The organism is Gillisella vitis (assembly GCF_001541345.2).
GTDB lineage: Bacteria > Pseudomonadota > Alphaproteobacteria > Rhizobiales > Rhizobiaceae > Allorhizobium > Allorhizobium vitis.
This window is the reverse complement of the sequence record NZ_LMVL02000001.1, coordinates 472,055-488,520: the sequence shown is the minus strand read 5'-3', so window position 1 is coordinate 488,520 and position 16,466 is coordinate 472,055. Positions and strand designations below refer to the sequence as shown.

The following is a 16,466-nucleotide window of genomic DNA, read 5'->3' as shown; positions in this document are numbered from 1 at the left end:
ACCATGATGGCGCCAGCCAAAGCAGCGGCGGTCGAGGCACTGCTCGCCGAAATGCCCGCCTGGGGATCGGAATTTACCGGCACCTTCGCCAACCACGCCCCCATGGTGCTCTGCGCCCTGGCCGAAATTGGCGGCACACCTGCCCAGATGCGCCGGTTTTTCGACCATTATAAAAGCTATAAAAAACTGCTGCCCTTCGGCCAGCCATCCACGCCGCTCGATGCAGCAAGCTGGCGTTCTGTGCTGGGCCAACGGGAGCGGGAGCCGGATCTGCGATTGTTTTTTTCCGCTGAAGTCTCCCGGCTTGGGATAGAGGCAGCGCTCAAGCACTATCTACCGGATCTTGCACCAGGCGTGGCGGCAAGCGCCTTTCATGCCCTGATGCGCACGGCCTATGGCGTGTTGCGCCAAAACGAAGATGATATCGCCATTGCGCTTGCCTATTGGGCGGCGACCTATCTGGCACTGCCGCCTGCGACCGGCGCAAGCCCGGTCACCGACGATCCAGCAGAGGTGCTACGCCGGGTCACGCTGATCGCCCCCATGCACACGCTGACGCTACATGATCTTCTGTGGCAAAACATGCGTGACGCTGCCGCCCTGCCCGACTTTGTTCCTGTTGTAGACTGGCTGGAGATCGGCTCTGATACGATGGAAAAAATGGCCGCTGTCGCCATCCGCTTATTTGCGGCCACCCAGCATTTCGCCGCCCTGCATGTGGTCACCGGCCTGCATTGGATACGCCTACTCAGCCCCACATGCGACCCGAAAACCCAGAATACCCTGCTGCGGGTCTTCTGGCAGGCGATTGCGGCGCTGATGCGGGAACTGGACTTTCCAGCCCTGCCGCCGGAGGAGGAGATCTCCCGCTGGCGTGCGTTGCCCACCCCGGATTGGCCAGAGATTTTTGCGGCGGCAGCCAGCAGCTATGACGAACACGACATCAGCCTTGTCTATTCGGCAGCCCAGGAAATGACGATCTATGCAGACCCGCTCTATCGCGTTGCCGCGGCGCGGCGTCTCGGGCTGATTGGAGACTATCGGATATGACGCAAACCACTACGATGCCGGACTATCCCAGCGCAGATTGCATCATCGAGGCCGGCACCGTGCTGACCGGCCTTGAGGCCGGCACCGGGCTGACTGGCCTTGGCGCGGATGGCAAAATGACCATGCGTCACGATGTCGGCATCCGCGTCGAGAAAGGCATGATCGCCCAGATCGGGCCGATGGAAGCGGTGGGCTATGGCAACGACCACCTGCCACGCTTTGGCTCACGCCGGATGATTGCCATGCCGGGCCTCGTCAATGCGCACCACCATTTCGGTGTGACGCCGCTGATGCAGGGCGTGCCTTTCGCGCCGCTGGAATTGTGGCTGCCGCAATTTCGCGCCATGCGCCGCATCGACCAACGGCTGGATACGCTTTATTCAGCCATCGAAATGCTGGAAAGCGGCACGACCACCGTGCAGCACATCCATAGCGGCTTTTCCGGCACGCCGGACAGCTGGATGCAGACGGCAGAAGCAACCGTCTCAGCCTATGGCGAAATCGGCATGCGGCTCGGCTATTGCTTCATGATCCGCGACCGCAATATTCTGTCCTACGAGCCGGATGCCGATATCTTGAGCCGCCTGCCCGCCAAGGCGCGAGACTGGATTGCGCCGCAACTGGCCAATGCCGATATTCCTGTCCCCCGGCTGATGGAATTCTACACCGATCTGCGCGCCCGTTTCATGAAGGGTAGCCCACAGCATATCCGCATGAATCTTGCGCCCGCCAATCTGCACTGGTGCAGCGATGATGCCTTGCAGACGATTTTCGAGACGGCTAAAGCGGCAGGTGGAAATGTCCACATGCATCTTCTCGAAACCGAGCGGCAGGCGGAATTTGTCAGGCATACTTATGGCCGCAGCGCCGTCCAGCATCTGCAAAAACTGCAATGCCTCGATGCCAATGTAACGCTTGGCCACGGCAACTGGATGAGCGGCGAGGATCTCGACATCATCGCCTCCTGCGGCTGCACCATCTGCCACAATGCCTCTTCCGGCCTCAGGCTCGGCAGCGGGATTGCGCCGGTCAACGAAATGCGGCGGCGTGGCATTCCGCTGGCCCTCGGCATCGACCAGTCGAATATTGCCGACGACCGCGACATGACACTGGAAATGAAACTGGTCTGGGCACTGCACCGGGAAACCGGCCTTTGGAACGACCGACCGAATGCGGGCGCCGTGCTGCAAATGGCCAGCGAACATGGTGCGGCCTCTGCCGGGTTTGGTGGCTTTACCGGACGCCTCGAACCCGGCTGGCAGGCCGACATCGTGCTGATGGACAAAGACCGCATCGCCCGCCCAGCCATCAACCCGCGCACGCTACCCGTGGAAGCGCTGCTGCATCGCGGCGGGCGTCATGCCATAGAACAGGTTTTCGTTGGCGGGCGGCTGGTCGTCGATGGCGGCCGCGTGACAACCGTGGACCGCGATGCTGTCATGGCGGAAATCGAGGCCATTCTATCACGCCCGGAAACATCAGCGGAACGGGACGCCTGGCAGGCGGTTGAGGCGCTGCTGCCGCATCTCGAATCCAGCCTGCGCCAGCTGGGCATGGGTAAGGGCTACCGTCGTTACCGCTATAATTCAATGTCGGATCAGTAAACCGGCACGTAATCACGCCCACTATCAATCTCCGCAGGGCGCCCCTCCAGAAACAACTCACCGATGCGCGGCGCGGTGCGGGAAATTACTTTGCCACCCTTGACCACAAACAGGCGTGATGGCTTGAGGCGCAGCGCCTCAAACACGTCAGCGGCCTGCAACACGATGAGATCGGCCTTGCAGCCGATCTCCAGACCATAGCCTTCGAGACCCATGGTTTTTGCCGAATTGACGGTGAGCGCGTCAAAAATCTGTCTCTTGTCATCCAGCCCGCCCATTTGTGCGACGTGGATGGCCATGTGACCAACCTCCAGCATGTCGGCCGATCCCATTGAATACCATGGATCCATGGTGCAATCCTGACCGAAGGAGACATTCAGGCCTGCGGCCATCAGTTCGCGCACCCGCGTCATGCCACGGCGTTTCGGATAGGTGTCGTGGCGGCCTTGCAGCATGATGTTGATGAGCGGGTTGGGTATGACGTTGATTTGCGCTTCCGCTATCAGCGGAATGAGCTTGGAGACATAATAATTGTCCATGGAATGCATGGAGGTGAGATGCGATCCTGCCACCCGGCCTTGCAGCCCATGGCGAATGGTTTCTGCCGCCAGCGTCTCGATATGGCGTGACATCGGGTCGTCGGTCTCGTCGCAATGGATATCGACTGGCAGGCCCCGCTCAGCGGCAATACGGCAGAGAGCCTCCAGCGACAGCCGTCCCTCCTCCATCGTACGCTCGAAGTGCGGAATGCCGCCGACGATGTCGATGCCCATATCCAGTGCGCGGTTGAGCGAGGCCACGCCGCCTTCCGCACGATAATAACCATCCTGCGGGAAGGCCACGAGCTGTAATTGAATATAGGGTGCCACCCGTTCGCGCACCTCAATCAAGGCTTCTGCCGTCACCAGTCTCGGGTCGGAAGTATCGACATGGCTGCGGATATACAGCAGGCCTTGGGAGACGGCGAGATCGCAGTAGCGCAGGGCGCGCTCAACCAGCGCTTCCTTGGTCAGCAGCGGTCGCAGTTCACCCCAGAGCGCGATACCTTCCAGCAAAGTGCCTGATACATTCATGCGCGGCATGCCAAGTGACAGCGTTGCATCCATGTGAAAATGCGGATCGCAAAAGGGTGGGCTGACGAGACGGCCCGTTGCATCGATCTCCTCGCCGCAGACTGCATCAAGCCGCTTTTCGATGGCGGTGATCCGCCTGCCAAAGAGGCCAATATCGAAACCCTGGCGGCCATCTGGCAGGTTGGCATTTCGGATAATGAGATCGAACATGGTGAGTTTCCTTGGTTCAGCGCTCGCCGCGCCGATAGGGTTGCATCAACGCCTGCGGCACGCGGGCGCGGCGCGCCATCACCGCAAGGGCGGCGATGGACAGGATGTAAGGGGTCATCAGAAACAGTTGGTAGGGCACTGCACCACCCAGCGCCGTTTGCAGGCGCAGTTGAAAGCCATCGAAAAATGCAAAAAGCAATGCACCCAGCAGCGCCCGGCCCGGTCGCCATGAGGAAAATACCACGAGTGCAATGCAGATCCAGCCGCGACCCTGCACCATGGTGGGGAAAAAGCTGTTGAAGGCCGACAGCGTCAGGAAGGCCCCGGCCATGCCCATCAGGGCCGAGCCAGCAATCACGGCACCATAGCGCACCACCATTGGGTTAATCCCTTGCGCTTCCGCCGCATGGGGGTTTTCGCCCGTCATACGGATGGCAAGGCCCAGTGGTGTGCGAAAGATGACATAGGCCGAAATGACAGCCAGCAGAATGGCGAGATAGGTTGGCGGTGTCTGTACGAAAAAGGCAGGTCCGACAAAGGGCAGATCGCTGAGACCCGGAATGGCAATTGGCTTGAACGGAACAATGGTTGGCGGAGTTCCCGCGACTGGAACCGCCAAACGGAAGGTGTAATAACTGAAGCTGGACGCAAACAGCGTGATCCCGAGGCCGCAGACATGCTGGGATAGCCCGAGCGTGACCGTCAAAAGCGCATGCAACGCGCCGAAAACACCGCCCGCCAGTGCGGCAATCAGCAAGCCGGTCCATAGATCAGCTCCGTGATAGACCGATAACCAGCCAATCATCGCGCCAAAGGTCATGATGCCTTCGATGCCGAGATTAAGCACCCCTGCCCGTTCGCATAATAAAGCGCCCAGCGTGCCGAAAATCAGAGGCGTGGCAATCCTGAGGACTGCGGCCCAGAGGCCTGTAGAGACGATGATGTCCATCATGGCGCTCATCGGACAATCCTGTATTGGGTGAAAAACAGCGCGATCAGCATGGTCAGTAGGGAGAGCGCCACCGTTACATCGGCAATGTAGCTGGGAATGCCCATGGCGCGGCTCATGCCGTCGGCACCCACGAACATGGTGGCTGTAAACAGCGCCGCCAACACAACGCCCAGCGGGTTGAGATTGGCCAGCATGGCCACCACAATCCCGGAATAGCCATAGCCGGGAGAGAGATCCGTTGTCACATAGCCCTTGACGCCCATGACTTCCACAGCCCCTGCAAGCCCCGCAAGACCGCCGGAAATGCAAGCAACTGTGACCAGCGTGCGGCCAAGCGGCACGCCCGCAAACACTGCCCCTGCCGGGTTAAGGCCCGCCGCTCTTGAGCGAATGCCAAATACTGTGCGTTGTTGAACAAAATGCAGCACGAGCGCCAGCACCACGGCGATAACCAGGCCCAAATGCAGGCGTGAGCGTGACAACAGCTTTGGCAGCATGGCAGCATCGGCCACTGATTGCGATTGCGGCCAACCGAAAGCCATCGGATCTTTCAACACGGTATCGATCAGCATTGAGACAAACAGCACGGCAACGAAATTCAGCAACAGCGTTGTCACCACTTCGTCCACGGAAAAGCGCAGGCGCAGCCAAAGCGGCACGAGCAGCAAAACCATGCCCGCAAGAGCGCCGAGGATCAGCAGGGCGGGAATCTGGATGGCTGGGGGAAAATCACCCAAAAGGTGCGAACTTGCTGCCGCAACGGTGATGGCACCGAGATAAAGCTGGCCCTCAGCCCCAATGTTCCAAAGCCGCGCCCGAAACGCCACTGCCGCAGAAAGACCTGTCAGCATCAGGGGCGTCGCGCGGGTGAGAGTCTCCGTGGTCGAAAGCCGCGAGCCGAAAGCACCGGTGAGAATCCGCCAATAGGCTTCCAAAACCGGCGCACCGGCTATGGCAATGAGAATGCCTGAGATCGCCAGCGCGGCGACAATGGCCATGATCGGCGTGGCAATAACCAGTACAAGAGGGCGATGTTCGCGTCGCTCAAACCGCATGGGACACCTCCGCCTGCCATTCGCCTGCCATCATTAGGCCGAGTTTGCGGGCATTGGCGTCCTCCGCGTTGATCGGCGGCGATAGCCTGCCCCCGACAATAGCTTGAATGCGGTCGGCAAGCGCCATCACTTCGTCCAGATCCTCGGAAATCAGCAGCACGGCGGTGCCAGCTCTGCGCGCTTCAAGAATGCGCTCGTGTACCGCCGCCACGGCTCCTTCGTCCAGACCCCGTGCGGGCTGGGCGGCCAGAAGAATACGGGGGCGATTGATAAGGTTTCTGCCCAGAATGAGTTTTTGCATATTGCCGCCTGACAGCAGCCGGATGCGGCTTGCGGGCGTGCCGCCGCGCACATCGAATTGTTCGATGATAGTGCGGGCAAATTCCATGCCTGCCTTGCGGTTGACTAGGCCGTGCCGTGAAAAGGCCGGGAGCCGCTCAAGGATGGCATTTTCCCAGATCGCCATCTCACCGATCACGCCTTCCTTATTGCGGTCTTCGGGGATGCGGCCGATGCCAGCCGTCACGGCATCCGCTACAGACAGACTATCTACGGGCGTGCCGAACACCATAAGGTCGCCAGCCGTATGCGGCATGGTGCCGGAAAGCACTTGCGCCAAAACGCCCTGACCATTGCCGGAAACACCAATGATGCCAAGAACCTCGCCAGCCCGCAGCCGGAAATCGATTGCCTTCAGCACATCGACCCCGTCTTTGCGCACAGTGATATGTGCTGCTTCCAGAACAATGTCACCGGGTTTGGAGGCGTCACGTACAGGTCGAGTCACTGTGCGCCCCACCATCAGTTCGGCAAGCTCTGCCTTGCTGGTCTCCGCTGCCTTGCGCTCCGCCACCCGCCGTCCACCCCGCAACACCACGATACGGTCGGCGGCAGACATGACCTCATCGAGCTTGTGGGAAATGAAGATCAGCGACAGGCCCTGTGCCGCCATATCTTTCAAGGTGGCAAACAGCGTTTCCGCTTCAACTTGGGTCAGAACAGCGGTCGGTTCATCCAGCACCAGAATGCGGGCATCATTGTAGAGCGCCTTGAGGATTTCGACGCGCTGCTGCTCTCCGACCGATAAATCGCCAAGACGGGCATCGGGATCGACTTTCAGGCCGAATCGGCTGGAAATGGCCATGAGCTTTTCCCGCGCCTGCGCACGCCGCGACCGCAGGGACCACAGGCTCTCACTGCCCGTTGTGACGTTTTCCAGAACGGTCAGGTTTGGTGCCAGTGAAAAATGCTGATGCACCATGCCAATGCCTGCCCGAATGGCGGCGCGTGGCTTGCCGGGTGGCAATTCCTTGCCCTCAACCAGAACCTTGCCGGAATCTGGCACATAATGGCCAAAAAGGATGCTCATCAGGGTGGTTTTTCCGGCACCGTTTTCGCCGAGCAGTGCCAGAATTTCGCCCTTTGCCAGCGATAGCGAAATGTCGTCATTGGCCCGATTGCTGCCAAACCGTTTGCTGACACCGATAATGTCGAGCACGGGCACGGTCATTGCGTCAATCCAGCAATGGGGAACCTCTGCTGGAACCGCTGGTCCTTCTCAAGGCGGGCCGCCAATTGTAAAAGCAGCGGCTCACTGCCCATAGGAGCCAGCATTTGCACCGGAAGTGGCAAGCCGGAAGCATCGCTACCATATGGCAGGGTGATGGCCGGGCAGCCTGACGCATTGGCAAGGGCTGCGAGCGGCGCAAAGCGCGCCATGCGGTCGAAATGCAGATCGGTATCACGATGATCGCTGGGGAAAGAGCCAATCGGCAAGGGTGCCGATGACAGCATCGGGCACAACAGACAATCGACATCATCGAACAGCCGCCAGAGATCGCGGCTGACAAGCACCATCGCGTTAAGGCTGCGCCAGAGATGGGCGGCGGGCAATGCCAGTCCGCGCTCAATCGTCGCCTGTGTCAGTGTTTCCGTCTTGGATGCATCAAGATTGAATTTCGAAAACGTCTCGGCAAGATTGGCGCAGACGATATTGACAAAGGCATCGTTGCTTGCCGCTGCTGGCTGGGCGATTTGTGAAAAGGCAATAGGCACGAGCTGGTGACCGTCGGCTTCCAATGCCCGCCCTGCCTCATCAATGGCCACCAAGCGCTCACTGTCGGTGGCATATTGATCGCCCGTGTCGGTGAGAATGCCGATGCGCAAGCGGCCAGCCTTTGGCGGTGTGGGTGAAAATGGCGGGAATGGACCTTTCACATTGCCACTGAGCACAGAAAAGCTGGTTGCCGTGTCGCGCACAGATCGGGAAATGACCAACTCGCTGGCAATGCCGCCCAAATGATTGCCAAAGCTGGGGCCAGAGGGCATGGCACCTCGGCTGGGTTTAAGGCCAACAAGGCCGCAGCAGGCGGCGGGCACGCGGATGGAGCCGCCCGCATCGGTAGCATGGGCAATGGCCACAATGCCAGCCGCAACGGCGGCCGCAGCTCCACCGGACGATCCGCCAGCCGTGCGGGCACTATCCAGCGGATTACGGCAGATGGGACCAATCTGCGGCTCGCTGGCCAGAGAAAGGCCAAATTCCGGGCTGGTGGTCAGGCCGAAAACGCAAAAACCTTCAGCTCGAAAACGCACCGCCAGATCGGAATCAACCAGCCCGCCACGGCGCGCCATGAGCCTTGATCCCGCCACCACGGGAAAGCCCGCAAACGGACCGCCCAAATCCTTGGCAAGCGTTGGTACACCCGCAAAGGCCATGGCAGAGCGCGGCGTGGCGTCCAGCGGCAGGGCATCGATTGCCCTCGCCGCTTCAAGGCCCTTTTCCGCATCGATATAGGCAATGGCACCCAGATCGTTGAGAGTTTCAGCAGCAGAGATTGAGGTCTGCATTGCCTCGGTGGCAGACAAGCGACCGTGTGCGATCGCTTGGGCCAGAGCAGTAGCATCAGCTTGCATGGTTGGCTTACTTTGGTTCGGTCATGATCTTTGGCACTTCAAACGTTCCGGCCTTGATCTCGGCGCGCTTGGCTTCCATGGCCGCTTCGGCATCAGCGGGCGCTACACCCTTGACGAAAACAATGTCGCTGCCGCCTTCCTTCATCAGGCCATAGGCGGTGTAATCGCGCCCGGTTGGTTTGCCTGCTGCAACATCGGCCAGAGCCGCATTGAGGATCGGGCGGAAGTTCCACAGCGCGTTGGCAAACACCGTGTTGGGATAACGGGGGGTGTAATCAATCAAGGAGCCAACGGATTTGATGCCGCGTTCCTTGGCGGCATCTGCCGTGCCAATGCGTTCGCCAAACAGGATGTCAGCACCGGCATCAATCTGGGCAAGGCCTGCTTCACGCGCTTTTGGCGGGTCAAAGAATGTGCCGATGAAGGTCACAAGATGTTTGGCATTGGGATTGACGGCCTTCACGCCTGCGCCAAATGCATTGATCAGCATGTTGACTTCCGGGATTGGCATGGCACCGACAGAGCCAACGATGTTGGATTTGGTCATCTTGCCAGCCAGCATGCCCGCCAGATAGGCACCATCGAAATTCCAGGTGCCGAAAACACCAAAATTATCGCCGGACAGCTTGCCGCTGGAGCCCATGACAAAGGCCGTCTTCGGATAATCGGCGGCAACTTCGCGTGCCTGCTTTTCCACGGGGAAGGTTTCACCAATGATCAATTTGGCATTCTGCTCGGCATATTCCCGCATCGCACGCGGATAATCCGTGCCGGACACGCCCTCGGAAAACACGTATTCAATCACGCCTTCCTTGGCCGCATCCTGCAATGCCTTGTGCAGCACCGAGTTCCAGGCATTTTCCACGGGCGAGCCATGAATGCCCGCCACCTTGATCGGTGCTGCCGCACGCAAGGATGGCGCAAAAGCGCTGACACCCAAAGCCATGCCCGACGCCAGTACGGACCGACGCGACATCAAAAACTGCTTACCCATTCTGAACCCCTTTTTTTACCATTTGGTAGAAATTGTTAAGGGCGGCCTAAAAATGTGTCAAGCACGTTGAGCGATTATAAAATAAGCAGATTCGCAGTTCTGCAACCGGACAGATATACCGCGCAAGACGACGGGACCACGAAGATCAGCCAGAAACTTGGGCAATAATTCTAAATTCCGCCGGGAAGAAAGCCTTCTGTCCGCATCAATGTCATTATCATTTGGAGCATAGCCCAACTCTGCCATCATCAAGGTGAATGAAGACGACGCCTCCCCCTTCCAATGCAAGGCTCAACTGGGCCGCGGTGGCACGATGGAGATCGTGACGACAGTTTTCGTAATCTTTAATGGTGCTGCGCGAGACCCCCGCGCGCTCGGCAAGGTCCTGTTGCGTCCAATCCAGAAGGCCGCGTGCCGCGCGACACAGCGCTGGTGTTAAAAACTTGGACTCATTTCCTTGACCCATCGCCAAGTATCACCCATATTGATTGATATCCATCATATAGCGCAATAAAGCGCGGGTCGCTAGATGCCAATCCGTTGTGCGGCATAGGCAAACCGGGCTCGAATCAAAAAGGAACACAGCATTGGGATAACAGCTGGACCGTCTCTGCTCGTTGTTCTCCTGCTTCTGCCTTTCGTCGGAAGTCTCTTATCTGTATTTTTGCTGAATACGCCATCTCGCCGCCTGCCGGCAGGCTCAGCGGCTCTCGTCATGCTCATATCGCTGGCGCTAGCGGCAAGCCTCTATCCAGCGGTCGCCGATGGTGGCGTTGTAAAGTTCAACATGCCATGGCTGCCGCAGCTTGGTCTGGATTTTACCCTGAGGATGGATGGCCTGGCATGGATCTTCACCATGCTGATCGCAGCCATCGGCTTTCTCGTCGTGCTGTATGCCCGCTATTATATGTCGGAAGAGGATCCGGTTCCCCGGTTCTTCTCCTTCCTGCTGGCCTTCATGGGTGCGATGCTTGGCATCGTGCTCTCGGGCAATGTCATCCTGCTGTCGGTCTTCTGGGAACTGACAAGCATTTTTTCATTCCTGCTGATCAGCTACTGGCACAACAACCCCAATGCGCGCGACGGTGCGCGAATGGCGCTGACCATTACCGGGATCGGCGGTTTCTGCCTGTTGATCGGCCTTATTCTGCTCGGCAATATCGTCGGCAGCTATGACCTCGATACCATTCTCGATTCCGGCAATGTCATTCGTGAGCACTCCCTTTATGTCCCCGCCCTGGTGTTCATATTGCTTGGCGCACTGACGAAAAGCGCCCAGTTTCCGTTCCATTTCTGGCTTCCGAACGCCATGGCCGCTCCAACCCCGGTTTCGGCCTTTCTGCATTCGGCGACCATGGTCAAAGCCGGGGTGTTTCTACTGGTGCGGTTCTGGCCCGTCTTGTCCGGCACCAATGAATGGTTCTGGATCGTCGGAGCGGCTGGGATCACGACCTTATTGCTCGGCGCCTATTTTGCGATGTTCCAGCAGGATCTCAAAGGGCTGCTGGCCTATTCGACCATCAGCCATCTTGGCCTGATCACCACATTGCTCAGCCTTGGAAGTCCACTGGCAACGGTGGCGGCGATTTTCCACATGCTGAACCATGCGACTTTCAAGGCTTCGCTGTTCATGGCAGCAGGGATCATCGATCACGAGACCGGAACCCGTGACATGCGACGGCTGAGCGGCCTGTTCCGTTTCATGCCGTTCACCGCAACGCTTGCCATCGTCGCCAGTGCGGCCATGGCTGGTGTTCCGCTTCTCAACGGCTTTCTGTCCAAGGAAATGTTCTTCGCTGAGGCGGTCGAAACCCATGCGGATTCGATCCTGGATACCATCCTGCCCTATGTCGCCACGCTTGCCAGTGCCTTCAGCGTCGCCTATTCCCTGCGGTTCATCCATACCGTGTTCTTTGGCCCGCCGCCTCAGGATCTTCCGGTTGCCCGTCCGCATGAGCCGCCGCGCTGGATGCGGTTTCCCGTCGAGTTTCTTGTGCTGGTCTGCCTGATCGTCGGCATTATTCCGGCAATTTCGATTGGTCCCTTTCTTCACGTCGCCGTCGTCAGTGTTCTCAGAGCCGATACGCCGGAATACAGCCTGGCAATCTGGCATGGCGTCAATCTGCCATTGGTGATGAGCATGATCGCCCTTGTCGGCGGCGGACTGATCTATTTCCTGTTGAAGGACTATCTCGCCCGGTGCCACGATGGGCCGCCGTTTTTTCACAAACTCAAGGGCCAGCGCATTTTCGAGCGCGTTATCGTTGAAGTGTCATGGCACTGGGCGCGCATCGCCGAGCGGCGTCTCGGCACCCGCAAGCTACAGCCGCAACTCCGCTGGCTGGTGACAGTGGGTTTCGCGGCGGGAATGCTGCCTCTTTATATGAGAGGCTTCGAGGTTCGCCCGCTTGTCTATTCCGGTGCCGATCCGGTGTTTGCCGCCCTTTGGGCCATCGGCATCTGCCTGGCCCTCGGCACCGCCTATCTGGCCAAATATCATCGTCTCGCATCATTGGTGATGCTCGGTGGCGTCGGTCTTATCGTCTGCCTCACCTTCGTCTGGCTTTCGGCCCCCGATCTCGCCATCACCCAATTGCTGGTCGAAATCGTCACCACGGTTCTCATCCTTCTCGGCCTACGCTGGCTCCCCAAGCGGTCAGAAGCACTTGGGGAAATCATGACCTTGAGGGCGCGGTTTCGCCGGTTTCGGGATTTCGCCCTCGCGGTTCTCTGTGGTGTCGCCATGTCGTTCACCGCCTATGCGGTGATGACCATGCCGGTTCCCGATGCCATTGCCAGCTATTTCCTGGAAAATGCCTATTCGCAGGGCGGTGGCCGCAATGTGGTCAATGTCATACTGGTGGATTTCCGTGGTTTCGATACCATGGGCGAGATTGCCGTTCTCGGGGTTGTCGCACTGACAGTCTACGGGCTTTTGCGCCGCTTCCGCCCGGCGGAAGACAGCATGGGCATGCCGGAACAGCAGCAGGCGCAAAACCGCTTCGACGAGGAGCGGCCGGAACGGTCGGCGGGCGATACGGTACGCGACTATCTTCTGATCCCCTCGGTCATCATGCAATGGCTGTTTCCGGTCATCGTTACGTTATCGGTCTACCTGTTCATGCGTGGACATGACCTGCCGGGCGGTGGTTTTTCTGCCGGGTTGACGCTGTCGATTGCGTTTCTGCTGCAATATCTGGCGGGTGGCACCCGCTGGGCGGAAGATCGTATCCGCATCCTGCCGCTGCGCTGGATGGGTGCAGGCCTGCTGACCGCTGTTGCCACCGGCATCGGTGCCTGGTTGCTGGGATATCCGTTCCTCACCTCGCATTCCCGCTATATCGACCTGCCGTTGATCGGAAAGATCCCGGCGGCAACGGCGCTGCTGTTTGATCTCGGCGTGTTTGCCCTGGTGGTCGGCTCCACGGTTCTTATTCTCGTCGCTCTCGCGCATCAGTCCTTGCGTATCAATCGCCTGCGGATGATCGACGCCTCGAAATCGGAGGAAGGGTGATGGAGCTTGTTCTATCGATCGCCATCGGCGTCATGACCGGCTGCGGCGTCTGGCTCATCCTGCGTCCTCGAACCTATCAGGTGATCGTCGGGCTTTCGCTGCTGTCCTATGCCGTGAACCTGTTCATCTTCGGTGTCGGCGGCGTTAAGGCCAATGTACCACCCATTCTTGGCGATGACGGGGCTGGCCATCTCGCGGACCCGGTGCCGCAAGCGCTCGTTCTAACGGCAATCGTCATCGGCTTTGCAACGACCGCCCTATTTCTCGTGGTGCTGCTGGCCTCGCGCGGTCTGACCGGAAGCGACCATGTCGATGGGAGGAACGAACCGAAATGAATGGTTGGGCCCACCATCTGATCATTGCGCCTGTGCTGGTGCCATTGGTTGCCAGTGCGGTGCTGCTGCTCGTTGATGAGCGCCGAAGGATGACCAAGGCGATGATCAGCCTTGTCTCCGCGGTCATGCTGACAGTCATCGCCATTATTCTGTTTCGTATCGAGAGCGGGCCGAACAGCTTCGAGGGCGTCTATCTGGTCGGCAACTGGGCAGCGCCGTTTGGCATCGTGCTGGTGCTGGATGGTTTATCGGCCCTGATGCTGCTGCTGACGGCATTGCTCGCCATTCCGGCCCTGGTGTTTTCCTTTGCCCGCTGGCATACGGTCGGCGCCCATTTTCACAGCATGTTCCAATTGCTGCTGATGGGCGTCAACGGAGCTTTCCTGACGGGTGACCTCTTCAATCTCTTCGTGTTTTTCGAGGTGATGCTGGCCGCGTCCTATGGTCTCCTGCTGCATGGGTCTGGACCGCTTCGGGTCAAGGCGGGGCTGCACTACATTGCCGTCAACCTGGTCGCCGCACTGATGTTTCTGATTGGCGTCAGCCTGATTTACGGCACGGCTGGCACCCTCAACATGGCCGATCTCGCGGCCCGCATCCCGGAAATGGAACCGGACCGTCGCATGTTGATGGAGGCAGGCGCTGGCATATTGGGTGTGGTCTTCCTCATCAAGGCAGGCATGTGGCCGCTCTGCTTCTGGCTACCAACCGCCTATAGTGCGGCAGCGGCTCCTGTGGCCGGCATTTTCGCCATCATGAGCAAGCTCGGAATCTATGTCATCCTGCGGCTGACCATGCTGTTGTTCGGGGAAGGCCCATCGGCGGGCTTCGGCGCGGGCGTGCTGCTCTATGGCGGCATGGCGACCCTTATTTTCGGGACGATTGGTGTCCTCGCCTCCCAAGTCCTCGGGCGGCTGGCCGGGTATTCGGTTCTGGTGTCTTCGGGCACCTTGTTGATGGTTGTCGGTATCAATGATGGAGCCATATCCTCAGGAGCTCTCCTTTATCTTGTCAGTTCGACACTGACCATCAGCGCATTCTTTATGCTGATCGAGCTTGTCGAACGGGGACAGGATGCCGGCGCCAATGTCCTTGCCGTGACGATGGATGCCTATGGCGATGCGGATGAGCAGACGCCCTATGAAGAAGAGGGCGTCACGATGCCCGGCACCATGGCGATCCTTGGCATTTGTTTTGCTGCCTGCGGAATACTGCTCTCCGGCCTGCCGCCACTGTCCGGCTTCATCGCCAAATTTGCGATGCTGTCGGCGATGATGGGCACCGGTGCCATCGGTTCGCCGCCCACCATAGCGATCTGGGCGCTGATCGTGCTGGTCATCCTGTCGGGTATCGCCGCGCTGATTTCCATGACCCGCGCTGGCATCCGCACATTCTGGAGCTCGATCGAAGGCACCGTTCCGCGTGTCCTTGTCATCGAAATCGTTCCCGTGATGTTTCTACTGGCGCTCACGCTCGCTCTGACCATCCAGGCCGGGCCAGCGATGCACTATATGGACACGACGATCCGCGCCTTGAGCAAGCCGGCAAATTACATCGACGCGGTCCGCAATGCGACGCAAATTCCTGGCTTTAAAAGCCTTTCCAGCACTGGAAAGGAGAGCGACTAATGTTGCCCTATCCGGTTCTGACCCTGTCACTGGTCATCATGTGGCTGCTGCTCAATGGCTTCACCCTCGGCCATCTGATCTTGGGCATATTCGTCGCCGTCTTCGCGGGTTGGGCCATGGCGTCGCTGCGTCCTGAAAAGCCGCGCCTGAGAAAGTGGTATCTTCTCCCCAAGCTGTTTCTCGTCGTGCTCTACGATATCGCCAGGTCGAACATTGCCGTGGCCGCCATCATCATCAGGAGCGGATCGCGGCAGCATGATCCGGGATTTGTCATTATTCAACTGGAAATCAGAAGCCAGTTCGCACTAGCCGTGCTGGCGGTGATCCTGACAAGCACGCCGGGTTCGGCCTGGCTTGAATATGATTCCAACGACAATTCCGTGCTTCTGCATGTGCTTGATATCAAAGACGAATCCGTCTGGCGGGACATGATCAAGAACCGCTACGAAAAACTGCTATTGGAGATATTCGCATGAGTGCAATTATTCTCTTCAGCGCCGTCTCGCTCGCCCAATTGATGCTCGTGGCCTCCATGGCCATCGTTTCGGTGCGGATGTTTATCGGACCCCGCGCCCAGGACCGGATCATCGGTCTTGATACGTTCTACATCAATGCCATGCTGCTGCTGGTGACCTTCGGTGTTGGCACGGGCAGGGAGATTTATTTTGAAGCCGCCCTGGTGATCGGCATGTTGGGATTTGTCGCCTCCGTTGCCCTGGGTAAATTTCTGATGCGTGGGGAGGTGATCGAATGATCTATTCCGCAACAGACATTCCGGTCTGGGCCGCCATATGCGTTGCTTTTTTCCTGCTGGTCGGCGCAACGCTGGCGCTGATTGGCGCGATCGGATTCCTGCGCCTGCCAACATTTTATGAACGCATCCACGCGCCAACGCTTGGAACCAGCTGGGGCGTTGGCGGGATCATGCTTGGATCGATGATCTTTTTTTCCATTGCATCGTCACGCCTGGCGATCCATGAAATTCTGATCGGCATTCTCGTCACGGTTACAACACCAGTGACGCTGATGATGCTGGCCCGCGCGGCGCTTCACCGGGACCGGGTCGAGAGGAATGGAAATGTGCCGCCCAAACAGATTGCAAAGTCTCAAGCGGAGTGAGACCCCGCTGACCGGC

15 protein-coding genes are annotated in these 16,466 nt (G+C 58.8%); 8 read left to right on the top strand and 7 right to left on the bottom strand.

Going from position 1 to position 16,466, the window contains the following annotated elements:
* Positions 1 to 3 precede the first annotated feature (3 nt).
* Entirely contained in the window at positions 4 to 1,050 is a 1,047-nt protein-coding gene (locus ASB66_RS02115; protein WP_081088968.1) for a questin oxidase family protein, read from the top strand.
* Positions 1,047 to 2,654 (top strand): amidohydrolase family protein, encoded by a 1,608-nt coding sequence (locus ASB66_RS02110; RefSeq protein ID WP_060717197.1) that lies wholly within the window; start codon positions 1,047 to 1,049, stop codon positions 2,652 to 2,654. The genes ASB66_RS02115 and ASB66_RS02110 overlap by 4 nt, the downstream gene beginning before the upstream one ends.
* On the opposite strand, the gene ASB66_RS02105 is transcribed toward ASB66_RS02110, so the two are convergent.
* The 7 genes from ASB66_RS02105 to ASB66_RS02075 all read right to left on the bottom strand — a co-directional run bounded on the left by ASB66_RS02105 (position 2,648) and on the right by ASB66_RS02075 (position 10,320).
* Complete coding sequence (locus ASB66_RS02105) at positions 2,648 to 3,937, bottom strand: amidohydrolase family protein (RefSeq protein WP_060717196.1); 1,290 nt, start codon at positions 3,935 to 3,937, stop codon at positions 2,648 to 2,650. The two genes, ASB66_RS02110 and ASB66_RS02105, sit on opposite strands and share 7 nt — an antisense overlap.
* A 16-nt stretch (positions 3,938 to 3,953) precedes the next feature.
* Positions 3,954 to 4,898: an ABC transporter permease gene (locus ASB66_RS02100; protein ID WP_060717195.1), complete on the bottom strand. Its 945-nt coding sequence runs from the start codon at positions 4,896 to 4,898 to the stop codon at positions 3,954 to 3,956.
* Positions 4,895 to 5,944: an ABC transporter permease gene (locus tag ASB66_RS02095; RefSeq protein WP_060717194.1), complete on the bottom strand. Its 1,050-nt coding sequence runs from the start codon at positions 5,942 to 5,944 to the stop codon at positions 4,895 to 4,897. The genes ASB66_RS02100 and ASB66_RS02095 overlap by 4 nt, the downstream gene beginning before the upstream one ends.
* Entirely contained in the window at positions 5,934 to 7,454 is a 1,521-nt protein-coding gene (locus ASB66_RS02090) for an ABC transporter ATP-binding protein (protein ID WP_060717193.1), read from the bottom strand. The genes ASB66_RS02095 and ASB66_RS02090 overlap by 11 nt, the downstream gene beginning before the upstream one ends.
* Positions 7,451 to 8,860, bottom strand: a complete 1,410-nt coding sequence (locus tag ASB66_RS02085; protein WP_060717192.1) for an amidase — start codon at positions 8,858 to 8,860, stop codon at positions 7,451 to 7,453. Before ASB66_RS02085 ends, ASB66_RS02090 begins: the two co-directional genes overlap by 4 nt.
* A 7-nt stretch (positions 8,861 to 8,867) precedes the next feature.
* Complete coding sequence (locus tag ASB66_RS02080; RefSeq protein ID WP_060717191.1) at positions 8,868 to 9,854, bottom strand: BMP family protein; 987 nt, start codon at positions 9,852 to 9,854, stop codon at positions 8,868 to 8,870.
* Between the two features lie 217 nt (positions 9,855 to 10,071).
* Positions 10,072 to 10,320: a helix-turn-helix transcriptional regulator gene (locus ASB66_RS02075; protein WP_081088967.1), complete on the bottom strand. Its 249-nt coding sequence runs from the start codon at positions 10,318 to 10,320 to the stop codon at positions 10,072 to 10,074.
* 126 nt (positions 10,321 to 10,446) lie between these two features.
* Between ASB66_RS02075 and ASB66_RS02070 the strand changes: the two genes are divergently transcribed.
* From ASB66_RS02070 to mnhG, 6 genes are read left to right on the top strand one after another with little or no spacing between them, the layout of a single operon-like run.
* Complete coding sequence (locus ASB66_RS02070; RefSeq protein ID WP_060717190.1) at positions 10,447 to 13,368, top strand: monovalent cation/H+ antiporter subunit A; 2,922 nt, start codon at positions 10,447 to 10,449, stop codon at positions 13,366 to 13,368.
* Positions 13,368 to 13,703 (top strand): Na+/H+ antiporter subunit C, encoded by a 336-nt coding sequence (locus ASB66_RS02065; RefSeq protein ID WP_012653663.1) that lies wholly within the window; start codon positions 13,368 to 13,370, stop codon positions 13,701 to 13,703. Before ASB66_RS02070 ends, ASB66_RS02065 begins: the two co-directional genes overlap by 1 nt.
* Positions 13,700 to 15,331 carry a monovalent cation/H+ antiporter subunit D gene (locus ASB66_RS02060; protein ID WP_060717189.1) on the top strand — a complete coding sequence of 544 codons (1,632 nt, stop codon included), beginning with the start codon at positions 13,700 to 13,702 and terminating at the stop codon, positions 15,329 to 15,331. Before ASB66_RS02065 ends, ASB66_RS02060 begins: the two co-directional genes overlap by 4 nt.
* Positions 15,331 to 15,807, top strand: coding sequence for a Na+/H+ antiporter subunit E (locus tag ASB66_RS02055; protein ID WP_060717188.1), 477 nt, complete (start codon positions 15,331 to 15,333; stop codon positions 15,805 to 15,807). The genes ASB66_RS02060 and ASB66_RS02055 overlap by 1 nt, the downstream gene beginning before the upstream one ends.
* Positions 15,804 to 16,085 carry a K+/H+ antiporter subunit F gene (locus tag ASB66_RS02050; RefSeq protein ID WP_060717187.1) on the top strand — a complete coding sequence of 94 codons (282 nt, stop codon included), beginning with the start codon at positions 15,804 to 15,806 and terminating at the stop codon, positions 16,083 to 16,085. The genes ASB66_RS02055 and ASB66_RS02050 overlap by 4 nt, the downstream gene beginning before the upstream one ends.
* Positions 16,082 to 16,450 (top strand): monovalent cation/H(+) antiporter subunit G, encoded by a 369-nt coding sequence (mnhG, locus tag ASB66_RS02045; RefSeq protein WP_081088966.1) that lies wholly within the window; start codon positions 16,082 to 16,084, stop codon positions 16,448 to 16,450. The genes ASB66_RS02050 and mnhG overlap by 4 nt, the downstream gene beginning before the upstream one ends.
* The last annotated feature ends 16 nt before the right edge of the window (positions 16,451 to 16,466 follow it).

What these genes read in the sequence shown, in the direction of transcription:
- ASB66_RS02115 (WP_081088968.1), top strand. Translation starts at nt 4, where the DNA reads ATGATGGCGCCAGCCAAAGCAGCGGCGGTCGAGGCACTGCTCGCCGAA.
- ASB66_RS02110 (WP_060717197.1), top strand. Translation starts at nt 1,047, where the DNA reads ATGACGCAAACCACTACGATGCCGGACTATCCCAGCGCAGATTGCATC.
- ASB66_RS02105 (WP_060717196.1), bottom strand. Translation starts at nt 3,937, where the DNA reads ATGTTCGATCTCATTATCCGAAATGCCAACCTGCCAGATGGCCGCCAG.
- ASB66_RS02100 (WP_060717195.1), bottom strand. Translation starts at nt 4,898, where the DNA reads ATGAGCGCCATGATGGACATCATCGTCTCTACAGGCCTCTGGGCCGCA.
- ASB66_RS02095 (WP_060717194.1), bottom strand. Translation starts at nt 5,944, where the DNA reads ATGCGGTTTGAGCGACGCGAACATCGCCCTCTTGTACTGGTTATTGCC.
- ASB66_RS02090 (WP_060717193.1), bottom strand. Translation starts at nt 7,454, where the DNA reads ATGACCGTGCCCGTGCTCGACATTATCGGTGTCAGCAAACGGTTTGGC.
- ASB66_RS02085 (WP_060717192.1), bottom strand. Translation starts at nt 8,860, where the DNA reads ATGCAAGCTGATGCTACTGCTCTGGCCCAAGCGATCGCACACGGTCGC.
- ASB66_RS02080 (WP_060717191.1), bottom strand. Translation starts at nt 9,854, where the DNA reads ATGGGTAAGCAGTTTTTGATGTCGCGTCGGTCCGTACTGGCGTCGGGC.
- ASB66_RS02075 (WP_081088967.1), bottom strand. Translation starts at nt 10,320, where the DNA reads ATGGGTCAAGGAAATGAGTCCAAGTTTTTAACACCAGCGCTGTGTCGC.
- ASB66_RS02065 (WP_012653663.1), top strand. Translation starts at nt 13,368, where the DNA reads ATGGAGCTTGTTCTATCGATCGCCATCGGCGTCATGACCGGCTGCGGC.
- ASB66_RS02060 (WP_060717189.1), top strand. Translation starts at nt 13,700, where the DNA reads ATGAATGGTTGGGCCCACCATCTGATCATTGCGCCTGTGCTGGTGCCA.
- ASB66_RS02055 (WP_060717188.1), top strand. Translation starts at nt 15,331, where the DNA reads ATGTTGCCCTATCCGGTTCTGACCCTGTCACTGGTCATCATGTGGCTG.
- ASB66_RS02050 (WP_060717187.1), top strand. Translation starts at nt 15,804, where the DNA reads ATGAGTGCAATTATTCTCTTCAGCGCCGTCTCGCTCGCCCAATTGATG.
- mnhG (WP_081088966.1), top strand. Translation starts at nt 16,082, where the DNA reads ATGATCTATTCCGCAACAGACATTCCGGTCTGGGCCGCCATATGCGTT.